Here is a 19186-nt window from a genome sequence, read left to right on the forward strand (position 1 = left end):
ATATAGCAGTTAACTCATCGCATCATTATACTTTTCGGCTAGACTTTCTTTTTGACTTTCGGTTAGCGCTTTACCGGCTAGTTGAAATACTTCATGCTCTTCTTCAGCGAGATGATGATGTACAAGATGATGTAATTTTTTAGCGGTCACAAGCCACGCTGGTGAGCTCATATCAGTTTCTTCAAGTTGCTCAATCAATTCATCAAGTTCATGATGCTCTGCAATACTATGACGGGCTTTTTCATGGGTTAAATCATCAAACATCAAAGGATTGTAGAAATAACGCTCTTCAAATTTAGCATGTTCTACTAACTCATGTTTTAAATTATCCATAAGAGACTGTCTATTCGGTGACTCCCCCTGGGTTTTTATCAGCGCATCGACAAGCGAACGTTGTTTATCGTGATCATTACGAAGTGCTTCAAAAATATTCATGGGTTTTCCTTGCTTTACTCATTAATTACAATGAATACTGCAAGACGGAAGCCAACTTTTAAGTTGTTGTAATATATTGATTTAATTTTTATATTTTAGCTTGTTAGGATGTTTTCTTGTAAAAATTACCGAGTTAGGTCTTTATATTACATCCATATACATTGTTATTCAAAAGCAAAAAGGCCAACATGAATGTTGGCCTAAAAGCATATTTACACAAAATAAGAGAGTTATTTATTGGCGTCTTTTACCGCTTTTAACTTGCCTGCATGGTCAATCTCGAATGCTGGCATGTCTTTTTTGCCGTCAATTAAATAGTTATCCATCCAACGCATTAAACGTAAACTGTAATCATATTGCGCGGCTACTTTACGGTTACCATGACCTTCGCCTGGATAGTATACAAGGCGTACATCTTTGCCTTGTACTTTCATATAACGGTACAGTTCCATTGATTGTGCAGGGTGTACGCGAGGATCATCTTTACCATGCATGATCAGTAATGGTGTTTTAGACTGGCCAGCCCAGTAAATAGGGCTGCGCTCTAAATACCACTGCCATTTATCCCATGGGTATGAACGTGCATGCACAAGATTCATTTCGTTGGAAATATCAGTAGTTCCAAATTTAGATAGTTGGTTGGTAACACCTACAAACATTACGCTCGCAGCAAAGTGTTCAGTCAATTTTGTTGCGGCCCATGCTGATGCATAACCACCATAAGAGCCACCCGTAATACCAACACGTTTAGTATCAACTAAGCCCATTTCAACAAGATGCTGTTTAAAGTCAATTAAGTCGTCAAACTCTTTACCTGCATAGTCGTTTTGACCAAGCTTTGAATAATCAACGCCTTTACCTGTAGAGCCACGGTAATTTGGGTAAAAGACAGCATAACCACGTGCAGCCCCCATTTGACCTGGGCGCGAGTAGTTTGTTACCCAACCGTCTTTGTCATGGCTTTCAGGGCCACCGTGCACTGACATGATCAATGGATAGCGCGTGCCTTTATCATAATCTAATGGGTAGACTAATATGCCATCAATCTCAACACCGTCGCGGGCCTTAAGTGAAATAGTTTCTTGCTTAGCAAAACGTTTGTCATTCAACCAGTTGTTTGAATCCGTTAAACGTTGTGCTTTAGAGCCACGAATAATGAATACTTCATTTGGGTGCTTTGCAGTGTTTGCACGCAGCGCTAAGGTTTTATCTGAATCAGAAATACTCAGATTTGATGCAATAAATTGGCCTTCATTAATAATTTTTTTGTATTTATTAGAGCCGGTTTTAATGCTTGCGACAAAACTTTGCGTACCTACATTGGCAATAAAATTAAGCGTGTTGCGTTTATGTGACCATTCAAAATCAACGATATGACCCATGAAATTAGGTAACCAATCACTTACTTCACCTGTTTTTGTGTCAGCTAAAAATAAACGACCAGCTGCTGGATCATGCTTATCTTCGGCACCTAGAATTGCGATGTAACGACCATCATGAGACAGTTCAGCACTGTCTAATTTACCTTCAGTAGCAAACGACATCGTCACTTGATTAGTCGCAATATCAAATAAGTGCCATTGTGATTTAGTGTATTTGTCGTCAATTAGCGCTGTAGGCTGGGTTTTTACTAATAACTTATCGCCTTTTGCGGCCCAGTTTACATCACTTACATAGTTCGCAACGTTAAGCGCTGTTGGTGTCAGAGGTTTATCTGTTTTGGCTAAATCGACAATAAATAGTTGTTTATCTTTTAAGCCTAGCTCATACACCTCAGCCATAAAGCCTAATTTTTTTAGCTCTTTTTCAGATTTATCAGCCGCTGGCATAGCTAAAATAGCGAGTTGTTTGTTATTCGGGCTTAACTGATAGCTAGAAATTGATGTGTCTTTAAGCGATAGTACTTTTTGCGCTTGACCACCATCCACTGGAATTTGATATAACGCGGTAAACTTGTCGTCTTTAAGTTTTGCTAAAAAGTAGATCGTTTTGCTATCGTTTGACCATTGAATACTCTTGATACTTACAGAGCCGGTAATGAAAGGACGCTCGACACCTTCATCATCGACGACATAGAGTTCGCTGTAATTGGCGCCATTCTCGTCGACGTATAATTCACGTGGCACTGAGCGGGTAAATGCAACATTGTCACCATCTGGACTAATGCTGGTTTGAATAACTGACTGAATTTTAGGGATATCTTCTACAGTAAGCGATGTGGCTGCAAATGCCAGTGAGCTTGAGAGTCCAAGAGCCAGTGCTAGGCTAGTTTTTATCATGAATTTTCCTTCGCATGTTTTAATTATCGAAGGATTATAACAAGGTGTACCTTAAATGCTAAAATATGCGATTAATACGCAAACATTGTCGGCTAATGGCTGTAGCGCACACCAACATAAAAGCGACGGCCATTTTGATAAATGCCCGTTGGCGCATATTCATTACGCTCATAAAGGTAAGTGATCTCATCGGTGAGGTTTATCGCTTCAATAACAAAATCAAGGCTATCAGATATTTTAAAAGTGACGCTACCATCAAGTTGGCCAAAATCATCCATCATAGTCTCTCCCACACCCGTGGCAAAATGTGTGCGATAGTTATACGCCAAGCGTGAGCTTAGCCAATCATTTTCATAATAACTGGTTAGATTAATAGTGTGTTTTGAGGTGCCGGGTACATAATCGTCGCGCGCTGATGTGCTATCTGTTCGGTCGCCATCAACAAACGTATAGTTGGTGATCAAGCCAAAACCATAGATAAGCTCTTGTTGATAGCCAATCTCAACACCGCGAATAGTACCACCACTGCCATTGATTGGTCTGTCAATGGTCATTTCAATGCCTTCATGTTGTTCAATGGTACGTTTAAATTCAACAAATGATTCGACATCTTTATTAAATAACGCCACAGAAAGGAGGGCAGCATCATTAAAATACCACTCAACGCTTAAATCAAATTGATTGGCTCGATAGGGGTCTAAGTCAGGATTGCCTCCTTGACCCTGTGCTTGAGTGACATTGTAATTAGTTGAAGGCATTAAATGATTATACTGAGGACGTGACATTACGCGTGCGGCGCTGATACGGGCGATCAGGTTCTCATTCAAATCAATACTGATATTGGCGCTGGGTAATATATCGACATAATTTTTATTATGTTGCTGCCATGCAAAACTTTCTTGTTGTTCAACTGGTGAACCAATACGTTTATAAGCACCAGCGTCTTGCCTAGTATTTACAAGCCTTACGCCAAGGTTAGCACGGTAGTCATCACCATCTAGCATCAATTTAACATAACCTGCGGTGGTGCGTTCTTGAATATCAAATCTGCTAGCTTTTTCTTGTTGTTTTATAAAGTCGATAGTTTGGAAGTCTTTTGATAACGCACTAATATTGGCGAAGCTATAATTTCTGAGGGTATATTGATCACCAATATCGGACAAAAAGCCATGGGGAAAACTAGCAGGGTAATCCGCTAACGTCCAATCAAGCTGTTGAGCTATACCATCAAATGCGCCATTGAATGAACGGTAACGAATAAAATCGCGTTGATGGTCGCGGTATTTTGCACCTACTTTAATCGCGCTGATGATAGAATGATCAACTGCGCGTTCAAAATCACCTTGTAAATAGAGCTCTTGATCATTGGAATCTTGGCTGTCGTTACGTGCTTCTGTCAGTTGCCAAGCCTGTGCATCAAGGGGAGAAACATCATAATTGGCAATAATATTTTTACGCTCAGTGGTGTTTACGCTAAAAGCAGTATTGGCGGAAAATTGCGATGTGTGATCTTGCTTAGAGCCACCACCGCCTTTGGTAAAACCAATTTGGTATTGGTTCTGCCAAAGGTGTGCTTGTTGACTGACAATTAAATGCACACTGCTGGTATTTATTTCAGATTCTCGCCAAATAGCTTCCATAGCAGTACTAAAAGGCAGGTTTTGTGCATTTTGCTCAGGCACTTGTGAATAGCGGGCGTAAGTTAATGTGTTATCACTTATACGAGCATCACTGATATGGCCACCTCTGGCAAACACGCTACTGGGTTGCCATAAAAAGTTTTGGTTACTGTTATCGGCATTAAGTACTGAATACAAGGTATTAAGTTGAATATTCCAATCTAAGTTTGGTTGATATTCAAAATTCGCAGTTGCACTAGTCAAAATACGTTGTTGCTGGAAAATAGCTGAGCCACCTCCGCCAGGTGTCCAAATATTTTTTATATCTGCGGTGTTATCGTCACTTGCTGTGAGCGTACCATCTGTATTTTGTTGGAAGTTTTGCTCATGCCAACCCCAAGATTCAAGACCATCACGACGCAATGAACGTTGATTACGCGTGAAAGTTATCAGAGCACCAAAATTTTTATCTGGATTAGTCCAGTTATAAAATGCAGCCAGTTGTGGGTCAAACTCGCCAGATAAATCATTGTATTGTATTTGTGCGTTGGCAACAAAATGATTACGTTCGGTATGCAATGGACGCTGAGTTTTTATATTGACAGAGCCACCGAGTGACCCCTCGTTATGGTCTGCTTGCGGGGTTTTATAAACTTCAAGCGAAGATACTAAATCAGCAGGTAATAATGTGTAGTTAAAACCTCGGTTTGGCTGAGTTGAGATCCACCAATCGGCCGAGGCAATGGCTTGGCCATTCAAAAAAGTACGATTTTGCTCAGGTGTTGTGCCCCTGACACCGACACGCTCACCTTCACCTTGTGCACGCGATAGTGAAATTCCGGTAATACGTTGCAATGCTTCGGCAACATTTTTATCTGGGAACTTACCAATATCTTGTGCACTAATTGCTTCTATGATTGATTGGCTATCACGTTTATCTCGAAGTGTTTTGATAGCGCTGTCATGAAAGCCCCTAATTTGAATTGTTTCTAATTTTTTTTCGTCGCTGGTAACAGGGGGATTCGCCATACTCATAAATGAGCAGAGTGTGAAGATAATCGTCATGTTAACAAAATTGACTGCTTTTATCGGCATATTCGACCCAGTTGAAGCGACATTAAAAATTATGCTGCAGCTAAGTACTTATAAGATAAGTGCTTAGCTGCGGGCTATGTTATGATTTACTGTACTTGCTTATAATACGCCTTCTTGGCTTATTTAACCATAGATTAACGTGTGTAAAAAACGAACGATGCCAACACCCGAGCTAAAACAGTTATTACTTAATGATGTACTCGTTGACTTTACTGCCTTAAAAGTGAAAGTGGCAGGGCGTTGGTGCGCGGTTGAAGCAAAGCAATTGATGTTGCTAAAATTATTACTTGAGCATCAAGGCCAAGCGGTTCCTCGTGATATAATTATGGATAAGATTTGGCCAGAAGTGGTGGTCAGTGATAACTCGGTGAGCCAGCTGGTCACCCAACTGCGTAAAAGTTTAAAGGATGATAAAAACACCGCGCTCTTTATTCGAACTGTCCCGCGAGTTGGCTATCAATTAATAGCACAAGTAAGCGATGCCCCGACATTATTAGACAAAGTCACACCAGCAACGCCACGTACATCCGTTTTATTTATTACGCTTGGATTAATTTTTGGCACCATCATTACACTTATTAGTCAGTATTTACTTGCACCTAAAGCGCCGAGTTTAAATTATGAGTATCAATCACGGATCACCTCAGCTCCTGGTGCAGAAGTATTTTTACGTTATTCCCCAAATGGTAGATATTTAGCGTTTAGCCAGTCAAACGAGCAGCAAAGTCAGTTTGATTTGGCGGTTTATGATCAACAAAGTAAAACTGTCCACAGTATTAAAAACTCAGGTTATTCTGAAGAAGCGCCAGTATGGTCTCCGGATGGTAAATGGCTGGCATATTTTAGATATGATCCACTGAGCTGCGATATTCGGGTGATCCCTGTATCTAACGCAATTGAAACGTGGCGTTTGAGTCCCGAGTTTAAATTGACCCGCTGCCAACAACGCCACGGCCCAACCAAACTACATTGGGTTGATGAGAATACGATTTACACCACTCATTGGCAGGATGAGCAGCCACGGCTAGTAAAATACACCTTAGCATTTACACCTACGCCAACTTTATTAGAGCAGCAAATCGTAGGGGATTTTAAACCAATCACTTTTGATATTAACAAGCATAATAAAATGCTGTTACTGGAAAAAGATCAAGGCTGGTTTAGCGTTAGTGAAGTTGATTTAACACAATCACTTAAGCGTACTGAAATAAAGCGCAGTCGTCATAGTCATGCGCCGTTATTATTTGACAGTGAAGACAATTATTATTGGCTCGGGGATGATGCATTACGCCGTTATGACTATCAAGGTAATGAACAACTAGTTCACCAACCGCTAGGCTTTGTTGCCGATTTAGCGGTTAACCCGCAAACAGGCGATATTGCCCATGCCGAGGGACAAGCGCGCGTTAATTTGTATCAAATTGAACTCGATTTTACTCAGGATTTGCCTCAGATCCGTAATGCTGTACAACTGTCATCGTCGGCACGAATGGATATTTTACCTGCGGTATCCCCCGACGGGCAGCAAAGCGCGTTTATTTCATTACAGCGCAGAGGGATCACGGGCTTTACTCATATAGAAGTATGGCTTAAGCATAAACAACGTAAAACCGCGAACTTGATCGCTACTCTGCCCAGTGATATTACGCCAAAATACCTGCTTTTTTCTCCTAATGGTGACAACGTATTATTGGCTGACGAGCAACAAAATGTGTATTTGATCAATACTTTTTCGCGGCGCTTAGTACCAATAATTTCGGGTTTTGAGCAGCTTAATGCAGTGCATTGGTCGCCAGATAGTCACAGTATTTATTATCAAGTTAAAAAGCAGCAAAGCACGAATGAACAGGCACAATGGCAAGATTGGCGTTATGATATTCAGCAGATGAGTAACTCATTGGTTGCTGATAGCGTTAAGTTTGAAACCTTAGACGAAGAACATCCATTGTGGCAACTTAATAGCTCGTATTTAGAACATGATTTACACGTGCGAACTTATCTATCAGCGGTGTTAGAGCAGCAATTACCATTAGCGCAATTATTGCCATCACTTGAGTTATTTAAGCCTGCGGTATTTAAACATGGTATTTATTATGTACTCCGTCAAGGGCATCAATTATTGCTGTATTGTTATTTAACAGAGCAAAAGCGTAATGTGTTTATAAAAGAGCTTGGTGTTTATGGTTACGACATTGATATTAATTTAAATATCAGTAGTTCAACAGACGGGCGTCAAGTGGTATTTAGTCAAGTGGATGGCATTGAAACTGATATTCTATTACACAAAGCAGTTAAGGTAGTGTCGCCATAAATTGTTTGATTCGGCTTTGATCCCAGTTACGAGCATTCGCTTCTTTTAGAGCACTATTAGCCAGTTTTTTAGCGTGTTGCGGTTTATTACTAGCAGCTTGAATTCGCGCTTTTAGTAATAATAATTGTGGGTGTTCACTATCATCTATCAGTGCTGAATTTAATGCGGCAGTTACTTGTTGGGCGGGCTTTTTTAACTCAAAAAGCAATAAGGCGAGATCGCGTTTGGCACTAAACAAGCCTTGCTCTGCTGCAGCTTTTAACCATTTTAAGGCCTTATTAGGCGCATAATCCACATATTGGCTATTGAGTAACTCTCGGCCTAAACGGTATTGCGCATTAGCAAAGCCACTTTGTGCTGCGAGCACAATCCAATTCAATCCTTTTTCACGATCAACTTTACCGTACTCGCCGCGAAGCATATTTGCGCCAATACGATACTGCGAATTAGCATAGCCATTGACAGCTGAACGCAGTAGTAATTCACTGTTAGCATTTGCTTGTTGCCAGTGATATTTCAATAATCTAGTTGCGTTGTAGTCGTCAGAACTTAGCCAATTGGCAATATAATATTGCACTAAGGCGTTACCTTGTTCGGCGGCATCAATTAAGTCTGAAATTTTTTCATTGTATTCACGTTGTTGGCTTTTGAAGCTTTGTTCGTACTGTTTACCTTTATAGGTCGTAAAGTGATACAGTAGAGAACGGTTGTAATAGGGCAATGTTTGGCTATCACCTTGATATTTCCAACGTTTAACTGCGTTGATAATGGCTTTATCAAAGGTTTTTTCAGGGTATGAATCAATTAAGGAAACATCTGTTACTGCGCCGCTTTTATCTATATCAAACTCTAACCAGACCCAGCCTTCGATACCATTTTTATAGGCATGTTCTGGGTATTTTGGCTCTACAGTATAGCTACGTTGTGGACTCGCATGAGGGGCTGGACTGGCGTTTAACTCTGGCCGTAATTGTCGGTCATACCACTGAAAGCTGAGTTGTTTTAGCAGTGCATTATAGGCATCATCAAGAGGTTGTTGATTGTTACTCTGTCTGGCTATCAGCATTGCAGTATCGCGTGCATCAAGTAAGCCAAAATCTGCCGCTAAACTAAACCAGGCATAGGCTTGGGCTTTATTTTTTTCAACCCCTTGGCCATGTAAATGCATAACAGCAATATTGTAAATTGCATCGGCATTACCCAAATAGGCTAATTGTTGGAATTCGCGCTTCGCATCGTTGAAGTTTCCCTGATGGTAATCGAGAGTTGCACTCAGTAAGTCAGCTTTAGTCTGGAACACAAAAAATAGGCAAAGCAATACAATTAAGAATTTGTAACGACAAAATCTTGTTGTTTGTTTACTGTAATGACTAACTGTGCTTTCTGACACGTATTATGCTTCGCCGATGTTGATCGAGTAACTTTTTTACCTATTGATTGTACTTGTTTTGTTTATTATTACTAGCGCCTTTGTGCTACTAATAATGGTAATTTCCTAAGCATGAAAAAAAGCAGGCAGTCAAATGACTACCTGCTTTAAACCCCTGGGCATAGGGGCGATGCCGTCCTTGGCGAGAGTCGAATACCTGTGTTAGCTTGGAGTTCGACAAAAATGGATATTAAAAGTTAAAACGTACTCCGGCTACAAAACGACGACCATCCGCGTAAACACCGGTCAGTGCTTGTTGCACACCTTTTTCTTGATAGCTAAAGGTATGCTCGTCTGTTAAATTAATTGCCTCTAACACAAGCGCTAGATTATCGTTTACGTTATAGGTAAAGTTCGCATCCACCTGACCATAATCATCAACATAACCATGGCCTTGGCCTGAGTTGTAACCAGTACGGAAGTTATATGAAATACGGGTACTAAAGGTTTCTGTTTCATAGTAAGTACTTAAATTGACTGTGTGTTCAGAGTTACCTGGAATAATCGTATCATTGCCATCTGCATCTTTTGCTTCACCATCGACAAATGTGTAGTTAGCATTTAAGCCAAAACCATCAAGGATTTCTTGTTGATAACCAAGTTCAAGACCTTGGATACGACCCGATCGACCGTTAGTCGGGCGGTTTACTAAGATCTCAACACCTTCATGTATTTCAAGATTTGGTGAAACATCTAAGAAAGATTGAATATCTTTGTAAAATACAACAGCAGAGAATAAACCTGCGTCACTGAAATACCATTCAACCCCAGTATCAAACTGGGTTGCACGATATGGGTCTATATCAGGGTTACCACCGCTGCCTGTCTGTGTTTCGAGGTTATAAGAGGTTGAAGGAGTCATTGATGCATAATCTGGACGCGACATAACACGTGCTGCACTGAAGCGCAGTAGTACATCGTCATCTAAATCAATTGCTAAATTGATGCTCGGTAAAATATCAAAATAGTCACGGTCATCATTGGTCCATACTTCCGAGCCACTTTCACCTACATAGGCTGCCGTTGATTGCTGAGTTTGCACCAAACGAACACCTAAGTTACCGCGCATACCTTCAACATCTATATCTGCTTTGATATAACCTGCGGTAATTTTTTCTTCAACCTCAAAGGTACTCGCTTTGAGTACACGGTAGTTCCAATCAAGAGCATCACCTTCACGGCGAACTTTATCTGAGTCGGTGATTGCGTAATTACTCAGTGTACCGTCAGAGCCTAGGCCTGATAAATAATCTGATGGCATTGATAGCGAATAGTCTGCTAAGTTCCAGCCCAAATCGGTGCGGTTATCAGTGGTGTGTTTAGTATTAAAACGTGAATGGTCTCGGTACTTTAAGCCAAACTTAACTTTACTAAAGACAGCGATGTCAATTGGGCGCGTAAAATCAACTTGTAGGTAAGTTTCATCATCCTTGGCATTATTATTATCGTAACGTAAAAAACCTAGATCCCAGTTTTTACCATCATCTGGATCTGCACCATAGCTAGTACGCACATCTTCTACATTTGAGGTGTCGAAACTATGTATATAGTTACCTTCCCAACCAACACTGCGATCAGCTTGCGAGCCGCCGCTGCCTTCGGTATATCCAACATGTACACTGGTCAACCATAAATCACCTTGGTAATCCGCTTTTAAATCGTATGACTTAGTGTTGATTTCAGAGTTACGTACTTTGGTCTCATCAAGAATATTATTAGCCGTCGGTGATAACCCTAAAGTCCCGCCAACGAGCATAGTACCAACTTGATCATTTTCTATTAATGTGACATCAGTGTATTGTGAGCCACCGTAACCAGGCAGCCAAAGAAAGTTTTGATTTTCATTATTTGCTTCAAGGGTCGAATCAAGGGCATTGAAGGTTAAATCTAATTGCTCAGTAGGTCGATACTGCACAGCTAAATTGATACCGGTACGGATACGCTCTTGTAAAAACATGGCAGAACCACCACCGCCTGGGCTGTATACGTCTTTGTACTCAGTACCATCTTCTAAGGTGATATCACGTTTTGCCCAGCTCCATGATTCAATACCATCACGGCGCAAATTACGCTGTTGGCGAACCAATGAAATAAGTGCACCGAAGGTGTCGTCTTCAGTTTTAAAGTTGTACATTGCAGAGAGTTGTGGGTCGGTTTCGCCTGAAATTTCACTGTATTGAGCAAGTACTGAGCCGGCAAATTTATTCGCTTCTAAATCAAGCGGCTTACGAGTTCGTACTATAACAGTTCCACCTATAGAACCTTCATCGATGTCGGCTTCAGGTGATTTATAAACTTCTAATCCAGATACAACTTCAGAGGGCAGCATCGTGTAGTTAAAACCACGGCTTGCGGCAGAGTTTGTCCACCAATCGGCAGAGCCAACAGCTTGGCCATTCAATAATGTGCGGTTTTGGCTCTCGCTCGTACCACGAATACTAACACGTTCTCCTTCACCAAAGTTACGGCTAATTGATACGCCAGTTATGCGTTGCAGTGATTCTGCAACATTTTGATCGGGGAATTTACCGATATCTTCCGCAGTTACTGCATCGACTATGGCATTTGAATAGCGTTTAGTATTTAGCGATTTAACAACGCTGCCACGAATACCACGAACTTGGATTACTTCAACTTCATCTGTGCTTTTAAGCTCGGCGCCGTGGGCTACCATAGGTAAGCTCAATGCCGATGTAATAAGTGATGCGCTAACTGCTAAATATAGCTTATTTATTTTTACTTTTAACATCCTCGATTCCCCTTGAATCAAAACTTTATTTTGTTGTATCAGATTGTGTATATGTTATTCGTACCTATGTATTCACTTTTAAGATCCGAATTACATTTAAGACGCTGTCTACAAACTTAAGCTGGCAACTAAGGGAGATTAGTTTATGGCTACCTTTATTTGTAAAAGTAACCTGTACCAGCTTTGTTTGTGCCTCTATTAAACGCCTTTTTAAAAATAGAGTCTTGAATTTGGATGAATAGTTGTGAAAGTGACAAAATTGAAAATAAAATGATGCAGTTTGCTTTTTAATTTATTTATATCAATAGTTTAAATTTATTATTTATTTTTGTTTTTTAATAAATTAAGTTTACTCAATCTATTTTGTAACTTTAATTTTTATAATTCACAACTAGTGGATTAAAAAATGAAAGGGAAAAGGTAATTGAACAAGATTATTGGCATTAGTACCCCCGACGTTTATTTAGAACGTTTAATTACGAGCGTATTTTTGTGGCTAAAAATGAGTGGGAAAATTATAAAGATTGATGCAGGACGGATCTGATTATCTTAGATTTATTGAAAGTGCTTATACCAATCGTGTTAAGTTACTGACCATTTAGCTCGCTAGAATGGTTAAATATTTAAGTCGATTGGTATTATAACCCTTTAAGGTTTGATACTTAAGAAGAGTTGATCGCAGAGTTTTTTAGCAACTCATTAACGGCGAGTTAAGATTTCACGATAGGGAAGTAACTAAGAGCAATAGGTTCACGTTTACTTTTAAATTAAGCGCCTAGCAGGCTAGACACTTAATTGCTTTATAAACTCTTTTTCGGTGGGAGTGCAACGTTGGCAAAGATTAATCCAGCCACCAATGACATAAATATTAGGAAGGTTTGTTGGCCGATGTGCTCAGCATACACAAAGTCTTGCCCTTCAATTAATGAGTTTAGACCTATGTAAGTTTTGCTACCTGGAACTAATACAATCAAGCCTTGCATGGCAACAATTGAGGCAGGAGCGTTTGCTACGCGGTTAAATAGGTTACTAAATACACCCACCGCAAATGCACCTACAAATGTTCCTAAGGTGTAATCTAAATACATCGCAGAGCCAATACTGCTGCCATAAGCGATAAAGCCAGAGGCGATAGACCATGTAGCATGTTTTAGTTTGGTTCTAAAAATAACGATTAAGCTGCTACAGAGTAAAAAGATTGCCAACCAAGCCGTCCATTTAGGTAAAGGGTCAGGTTGTACGAAATCGGCTTGGCCGAATAGTGCAAAACCAATCGCAATGCCGATGAAGGCACCAAAATACAGTTTAAACAACAGCATAAAAGCATCCATCACACGCGCTGTACCAGAAACTAAATGCCGCGCTGCAAGTTCTGCTAGGCCCAGTGCTAATGCCAGCCCGGGTATAAACACAATAATCGCAGACAATACCACTAAACGAATATTAATCCCGACGTCTAAATGCACGCTTACAGCGCAGGCCAAAATAGCCGAGACTATCGCCACTAATGGCTCTAACATATGGCCTACGCGTTTTGAACGCGCTGACCACAGTACAAATAAGTAAACGACAGAGGTAAGTAGCGCTGACCAAAATACGTCATTCCAGCTGGTGCCCATCAGCATTGCAAATGCGCCGCCAGAGGTAGCAAAGGCAACCCCTGTGGTAAAGCGATTATACGGATTTGGCATAATAAAAATGGCGTCGAGTTGAACGTCAACTTCTTGTAGCGTGAGTTCGCCATTGAGCATTTTATTAACCAGATCATCGGTATCGGCTAACGACCCTAAATCGTGATCACCAGGATCAACACGGGCAACGTGAGTATATTCATCTTCATGGCCATCTGTCCAAATCACAAAAGTTACGGAAGTGGGTGACATTACAAATGAAGATTTAAGATCAAGGTAAGTAGCCACTTCCATTAAGTGAGCTTCGAGTCGATAAGCTGGGGTACCATACTTATGAAGCATCTTACCCAGTTTAACGATAAATTTGCGCTTTTCTGTAAACGTTGCGGTTTTCAAATTTGTATTGAGCCAAAATTTAAATTATTCAGTTAAAAAATATAGACAATACATCTAAATTTGCCTACCTAGTTTGGCGGGAATTTTAAACACTAATCACCGCCTGTCTAGTTTTTTTTATTTGTTTTTAGCTTCAATCCACTGTGCCATATATTGAGTGCTGCGCATTGTGTGATGTTTGAGCATTTGGCCTGTGAAATTTGCTTCGCGGTGAGCTTGCAATTGCTCTTTAATTGATTGAATTTTAATGATTAAATTATTAGATAAAAGCTGTTTGTCGTAGTGCGTTTTTAATATCGTATTACCGGCTGTTTGTGCCTGCGTAAATAAACTTTTATTTTGATACAGTGCCACAGCGGCATCGGCAAATTGCTGTGGCTCATTTTCAACCACACCACTCCAAGGTAAATCATGGTGCATGCCCTCACTACCAATTGTCGTTGTAACACTGGGTGTTTGCATGATCATCGCCTCTAACAGCTTTCCTTTAATGCCAGCACCAAAACGCAGCGGTGAGATACACACACGCGCACTTTCCATTACTTGATAAGCATCAGTGGCCCAACCTTTAATTAAAAAGCCAGTTTTAGGGTTATTGAGTGCCGTGGCTTTTGGTGGTGGGTAAGAGCCATAAATATGTAACTCAGCCTGCGGTAATTGTTTACGGATCAGCGGCCAAATTTGCTGTAAGTACAACACTGCATCCCAGTTTGGGGCGTGGCGAAAATTACCTATGGTCATAAAGTGTTGGCGTTGCTCAAACGATTTAGTTTGTTCAGGGAGTGAGCTTAAATCGACCATAAAAGGCAGATGATGCAATAAGTTACTGTCGACTTTAAATACATCAGCAAGTAATTGCATTTCAAAACTTGAGATAATCAAACTTAAATCACAGCGTAAAATAGCGGCTATTTCTCGTTTGGCGATGTCAGAATGTAAATCACTATGATTAAATGCTCGGTTGCCTTTATGCGCTTCATGGCGGGCATTGCGTAAGCATTGTAAATCTTCAGTATCAAGGATTTTTACTGCGTTAGGGCAATGTTTATCTACTCGCCAGCCAAATTGTTCTTCCATCATAAAACGGTCAAACATGACGATATCAGGGGCGTAGTTGATAACATATTCATCAAAACTTGCACAATTAAGGGCAATAGTTGCGCTGCTGATCCCGTAGTCATCCAGATTAACCATATGCTCGGTTTTTTGTGCGGGACTGGCAAATTCAACCGCCCAATTTTCATTTTTAAACGCTTTTAATAGCGACATCATATGAGTGCCGGCCGCTGATGAATTTGGTTCTGGCCATACATAGCCAATTACTAAGACTTTTTTCATTGACTTGAAGCTCTTACTTGCAGATGAACATCGACTAAAGTGCGCACCGCAGGGGTGCCTTGATTAAGTAATTCTTGCAGTACTTGGCAAGTATGTTTACCAATATCGTCTGCATTTATGGTGACGCTGCTTAATGATGGAGACATTAAACATGAATCAGCTAAATCATCAAAACCGACTACTTTTATATCTTTACCGGGGATCAAACCATGTTGGCGAATGGCTTCGACGACACCGTATGCAATAACATCATTAAAACAAATAATCGCTTTAGTCGCAGGGTATTGCGCATACAACGTAGCAAAGGCATCGCGCCCGCCTTGACGGTTCGTGGCGGCGGTGATCGTTGGTTTGTGTTGATGGATATTAAATTGCTTTAAGGCACTGTGAAAACCACTTAAACGTTCATGATGATCAGAAATATCATTAGTTCCACCTATAAAAGCAATATCCTCAATACCTTGTTGTAAAATATGGCTAGTGGCTAGATGAGTGCCTTTTTTATTGTCCGGTAATATTGTCGGGGCGGCACAAAAAGGCACTTCGCGCATAATGTGAATGACCGGGAAACCACTATTGATAAGTTCATCAACCCACTGCTGGGTAGTTCCCGGGGCAGGGCACATGATAAATGCGGCAACATTATATTCTTTGAGTGTTTTAACAACTTGTGTTTGGCGCTCCACACTTTCGGCGGTGTTCACTAACATCGGCAGCATGCCAAGGGTATGAATATGGTTTTCAAGTCCTACCGCTATTTGCGCAGAGTAAGGGTTAGTTAAGTCATTAATAACTAACGCCACTAAATTAGAACGGCGACTTCTCAGTGCTGCCGCATCTCTATTATATACATAGCCAAGCTTATCAATGGCATGCAATACTTTTTCTTTGCTTTTATCACTGACTTTGTCACTGTGTGTAAGCACTAACGACACCGTTGACTTAGAAACTTGTGCTTCTCTGGCAACGTCAAAAATAGTTATTTTATCGGTTTTTTTTTTCATTTTAATGTATGCGTCAGCAATTGCTTGAACGAAGGATCCAGTTTAACGCAGTTTGAGCTAATAAGTCATCTATCGGCGTTATTGAAGGTAGAATCGTAAAAACTTTATGAATGTTGCAAAACATGTTTATATACAGGAATTAATAAAAAATACCAAGGATACACTATGAAAAGCATGCTGCTTTTATTCGCCCTCTTATTGAGTGTTGGCTTTAGTCATTTTAGCCATGGCGCGCAGGGGTATCAAACCCCATCAAGTGATTTAGCCGCGCTGGTTGATGCTAAATTAGCACCGAGTAGCTACCTATCTGCTGATGGTCAATGGTTAGCGCTGTTTGAGCGAAAACGTATTGAAACATTAGATGATTTAGCAAAAGAAGAATTGAAATTGGCGGGTATAAAGTTAAACCCGGCAAACTTTTCACGCTCACGTCCTCGCACTAAATTTAGTGCGTTACAAGTTAAACATATTGCGACTGGCGCTGTGATTACCGTTAATAATTTACCTCAAGGGGTGATCCGCTCACCTAAATGGTCAAGTAATAGCGAATATTTAGCGTTTATTGTTGAGCAACCAACTCAGGCGCAATTGTGGGTGTATAACGCCGAAACTAAACAAGCACGTCAGTTGTCAACTGTGGCTCTTAATTCAGTGCTAACAGCCACCCCTTATCAATGGTTACCAGATAGCACGGCAATTGTTGCTAACCAAGCGGTTAACCTTGGCAAGCAGAAATTAGTTAGTGATGCAAATAGCGTTGTGCCGGTTATTCAACAAAGTAGCGGTCAAAAAGCGCCAGCACGGACTTACCAAAATTTATTAACCAGCCCGTTTGATGAGTTGCAGTTTAAGTTTTACGGCCAAGGTCAATTAACTTATATTCCCCTGAGCGGTGTTGCGTTATCGATTGGCAAACCAGCATTATTTAAATCATTTTCGATCTCGCCTGATTCAACCAATATTTTAGTAGCCACTATCGACGAACCATTTTCGTATCAAGTACCCTATAGCCGCTTTGCGACAACGTGGCAGGTGCTTGGCATGCGTGGTTATACGTTAGCGCAATTGTCTAAACAGCCACTGGCCGACAACATTCCACAAGGTTATGACAGTGTGCGAACGGGTCGTCGTGATTTTCAGTGGCGTGATGACCAAGGTGCTGAGATCATTTGGGCAGAGGCGCAAGATGGCGGCGATATGAAAACCGATGTGCCGTATCATGATCATCTATATAGTTTACGCTCACCTTTTAAACGTGAACCAAAACTATTTGCTAAACTAGAACGACGTTTTTCAGGTATTGAGTGGGCGAATGAAAACGTTGCGTTTTTAACCGAGTGGCGTTTTAGTGATCGCCAGTTACGTACCTATGTGATCCAACCACGCGATGCGGATAATAACCGCGTATTGTTTTCACAGCGCAGCTATAACGATGCTTATAAAGATCCGGGCGACGCTATTTATGAGCGAAATGATCTCGGTGTAAACGTTATTAAAGTGGTTGGTGGACGTTATATATTTTTGCGCGGTGATGGTGCGTCAGAGCAAGGGAATGTGCCATTTTTAGATCAGTACGACATTAAGACCAATACAACCAAACGTTTATGGCAATCAAAAGCGCCATATTACGAGCGAGTTCGTGCCATGCTTGATGATGAAGGTGAGCGATTAATTACTATTCGTGAATCTAAGACCGAACAACCTAACTTCTTTATTCGCGATTTAGATGCCGACACTCTGACTCAGCTCACTACCTTTGAGCATCCATACCCGGCGTTTAAAGGGGTGACTAAAGAACTTGTGCGTTACCAACGTGATGACGGTGTTGAACTCTCTGGTACGCTATATTTACCTCCAGGTTACGATAAAACGCAAGGTCCATTACCTGTATTAATGTGGGCATACCCACTGGAATATAAAGATAAAGCAGTTGCATCGCAAGTACGTGAATCGCCGTACGAATTTACCTACATAGGTTATTGGGGGCCAATGCCTTACCTCGCAAAAGGTATTGCTGTATTTGATGATCCGAAGATGCCAATCGTCGGTGTTGATGGTAAAGAGCCAAATGATTTATTTAGAAAGCAGTTAGTTGCAAGTGCCAAAGCTGCGGTAGATGTGCTGGTCGAAAAAGGCATTGCAGATAAAGATAAAATCGCCATTGCAGGCCACTCATATGGCGCCTTTATGGTAGCAAACTTATTAGCTCACAGTGATTTATTCAAAACCGGTATTGCCCGCAGTGGCGCCTATAACAGGACCTTGACACCGTTTGGGTTTCAAGGAGAAGAACGTGATTTTTGGCAAGCACAGGATGTATACGCCAATATGTCACCGTTTTTTCATGCTGAAAAAATTAACGAGCCGATGTTAATGATCCACGGCCAAGAAGACCCGAATTCTGGCACCTTCCCAATGCAAAGCGAGCGTATGTACGCTGCGTTAAAAGGTTTAGGTAAAGAAGCGCGTTTAGTGATGTTACCTTACGAAGCTCACGGCTACCGTGCTCGCAAGAGTTTACTGCATGTGCTTTGGGAACAAGAGCAGTGGCTGGATAAATACTTGTTAAGTGACGAAGCTCCTGCAAGCGATGCTCAAGTAAATACTGAGCCTTCTTTAACAGAATAAATTCAAAGCGCGGTTTATGCCGCGCTTGTTGATTTAATTATATGGGGATGAAGACCCACCCTTAATCTCACGGCACCTTCCCGATGCAAAGCGAGCGTATGTACGCTGCGCTCAAAGGTTTAGGTAAAGAAGCGCGTTTAGTGATGCTACCTTACGAAGCTCACGGCTACCGTGCTCGCAAGAGTTTACTGCATGTGCTTTGGGAGCAAGAGCAATGGCTCGAAAAGTACTTGTTAAGTGACGAAGCTCCTGTAAGCGATGCTCAAGCAAAT

10 protein-coding genes and 1 pseudogene are annotated in these 19186 nt (G+C 41.0%); 3 read left to right on the plus strand and 8 right to left on the minus strand.

The genetic code is table 11. From position 1 onward, the window contains the following. Positions 1-9 precede the first annotated feature (9 nt). The 3 genes from H5163_RS01085 to H5163_RS01095 all read right to left on the minus strand — a co-directional run bounded on the left by H5163_RS01085 (position 10) and on the right by H5163_RS01095 (position 5428). Positions 10-435, minus strand: coding sequence for a hemerythrin domain-containing protein (locus H5163_RS01085; RefSeq protein WP_145234283.1), 426 nt, complete (start codon positions 433-435; stop codon positions 10-12). A gap of 230 nt (positions 436-665) precedes the next feature. Further along, positions 666-2714 (minus strand): S9 family peptidase, encoded by a 2049-nt coding sequence (locus H5163_RS01090; RefSeq protein ID WP_182734021.1) that lies wholly within the window; start codon positions 2712-2714, stop codon positions 666-668. 92 nt (positions 2715-2806) lie between these two features. Then, positions 2807-5428: a TonB-dependent receptor gene (locus H5163_RS01095; protein ID WP_182734022.1), complete on the minus strand. Its 2622-nt coding sequence runs from the start codon at positions 5426-5428 to the stop codon at positions 2807-2809. Positions 5429-5567: 139 nt separating this feature from the next. Here H5163_RS01095 and H5163_RS01100 point away from each other — a divergent pair, with 139 nt between their 5' ends. Beyond that, positions 5568-7739: a winged helix-turn-helix domain-containing protein gene (locus tag H5163_RS01100; RefSeq protein WP_182734023.1), complete on the plus strand. Its 2172-nt coding sequence runs from the start codon at positions 5568-5570 to the stop codon at positions 7737-7739. On the opposite strand, the gene H5163_RS01105 is transcribed toward H5163_RS01100, so the two are convergent. The 5 genes from H5163_RS01105 to H5163_RS01125 form a co-directional block, all read right to left on the minus strand. Then, on the minus strand, positions 7720-9039 hold the full coding sequence (locus H5163_RS01105; RefSeq protein WP_145234275.1) for a TonB family protein: 1320 nt from the start codon (positions 9037-9039) through the stop codon (positions 7720-7722). The genes H5163_RS01100 and H5163_RS01105 overlap by 20 nt on opposite strands. Positions 9040-9358: 319 nt before the next feature. After that, positions 9359-11917: a TonB-dependent receptor gene (locus H5163_RS01110; protein ID WP_182734025.1), complete on the minus strand. Its 2559-nt coding sequence runs from the start codon at positions 11915-11917 to the stop codon at positions 9359-9361. A gap of 800 nt (positions 11918-12717) precedes the next feature. After that, positions 12718-13944, minus strand: a complete 1227-nt coding sequence (locus tag H5163_RS01115) for a threonine/serine exporter ThrE family protein (protein ID WP_149980016.1) — start codon at positions 13942-13944, stop codon at positions 12718-12720. A gap of 117 nt (positions 13945-14061) precedes the next feature. Further along, entirely contained in the window at positions 14062-15282 is a 1221-nt protein-coding gene (locus H5163_RS01120) for a glycosyltransferase (protein WP_182734026.1), read from the minus strand. Further along, a complete protein-coding gene (locus H5163_RS01125; RefSeq protein WP_182734028.1) occupies positions 15279-16286 on the minus strand; it encodes a LacI family DNA-binding transcriptional regulator in 1008 nt (335 codons plus the stop codon). Before H5163_RS01125 ends, H5163_RS01120 begins: the two co-directional genes overlap by 4 nt. Positions 16287-16460: 174 nt before the next feature. On the opposite strand from H5163_RS01125, the gene H5163_RS01130 reads away from it, so the two are divergent. Both H5163_RS01130 and H5163_RS01135 read left to right on the plus strand, forming a co-directional pair. Beyond that, positions 16461-18914 (plus strand): prolyl oligopeptidase family serine peptidase, encoded by a 2454-nt coding sequence (locus tag H5163_RS01130; protein ID WP_259399777.1) that lies wholly within the window; start codon positions 16461-16463, stop codon positions 18912-18914. Positions 18915-18985: 71 nt separating this feature from the next. Continuing rightward, a pseudogene (locus H5163_RS01135) lies at positions 18986-19186 on the plus strand (alpha/beta hydrolase family protein); the annotation flags it as partial.

The organism is Pseudoalteromonas sp. SG44-8 (genome assembly GCF_014164125.1).
Classification (GTDB): domain Bacteria; phylum Pseudomonadota; class Gammaproteobacteria; order Enterobacterales; family Alteromonadaceae; genus Pseudoalteromonas; species Pseudoalteromonas rhizosphaerae.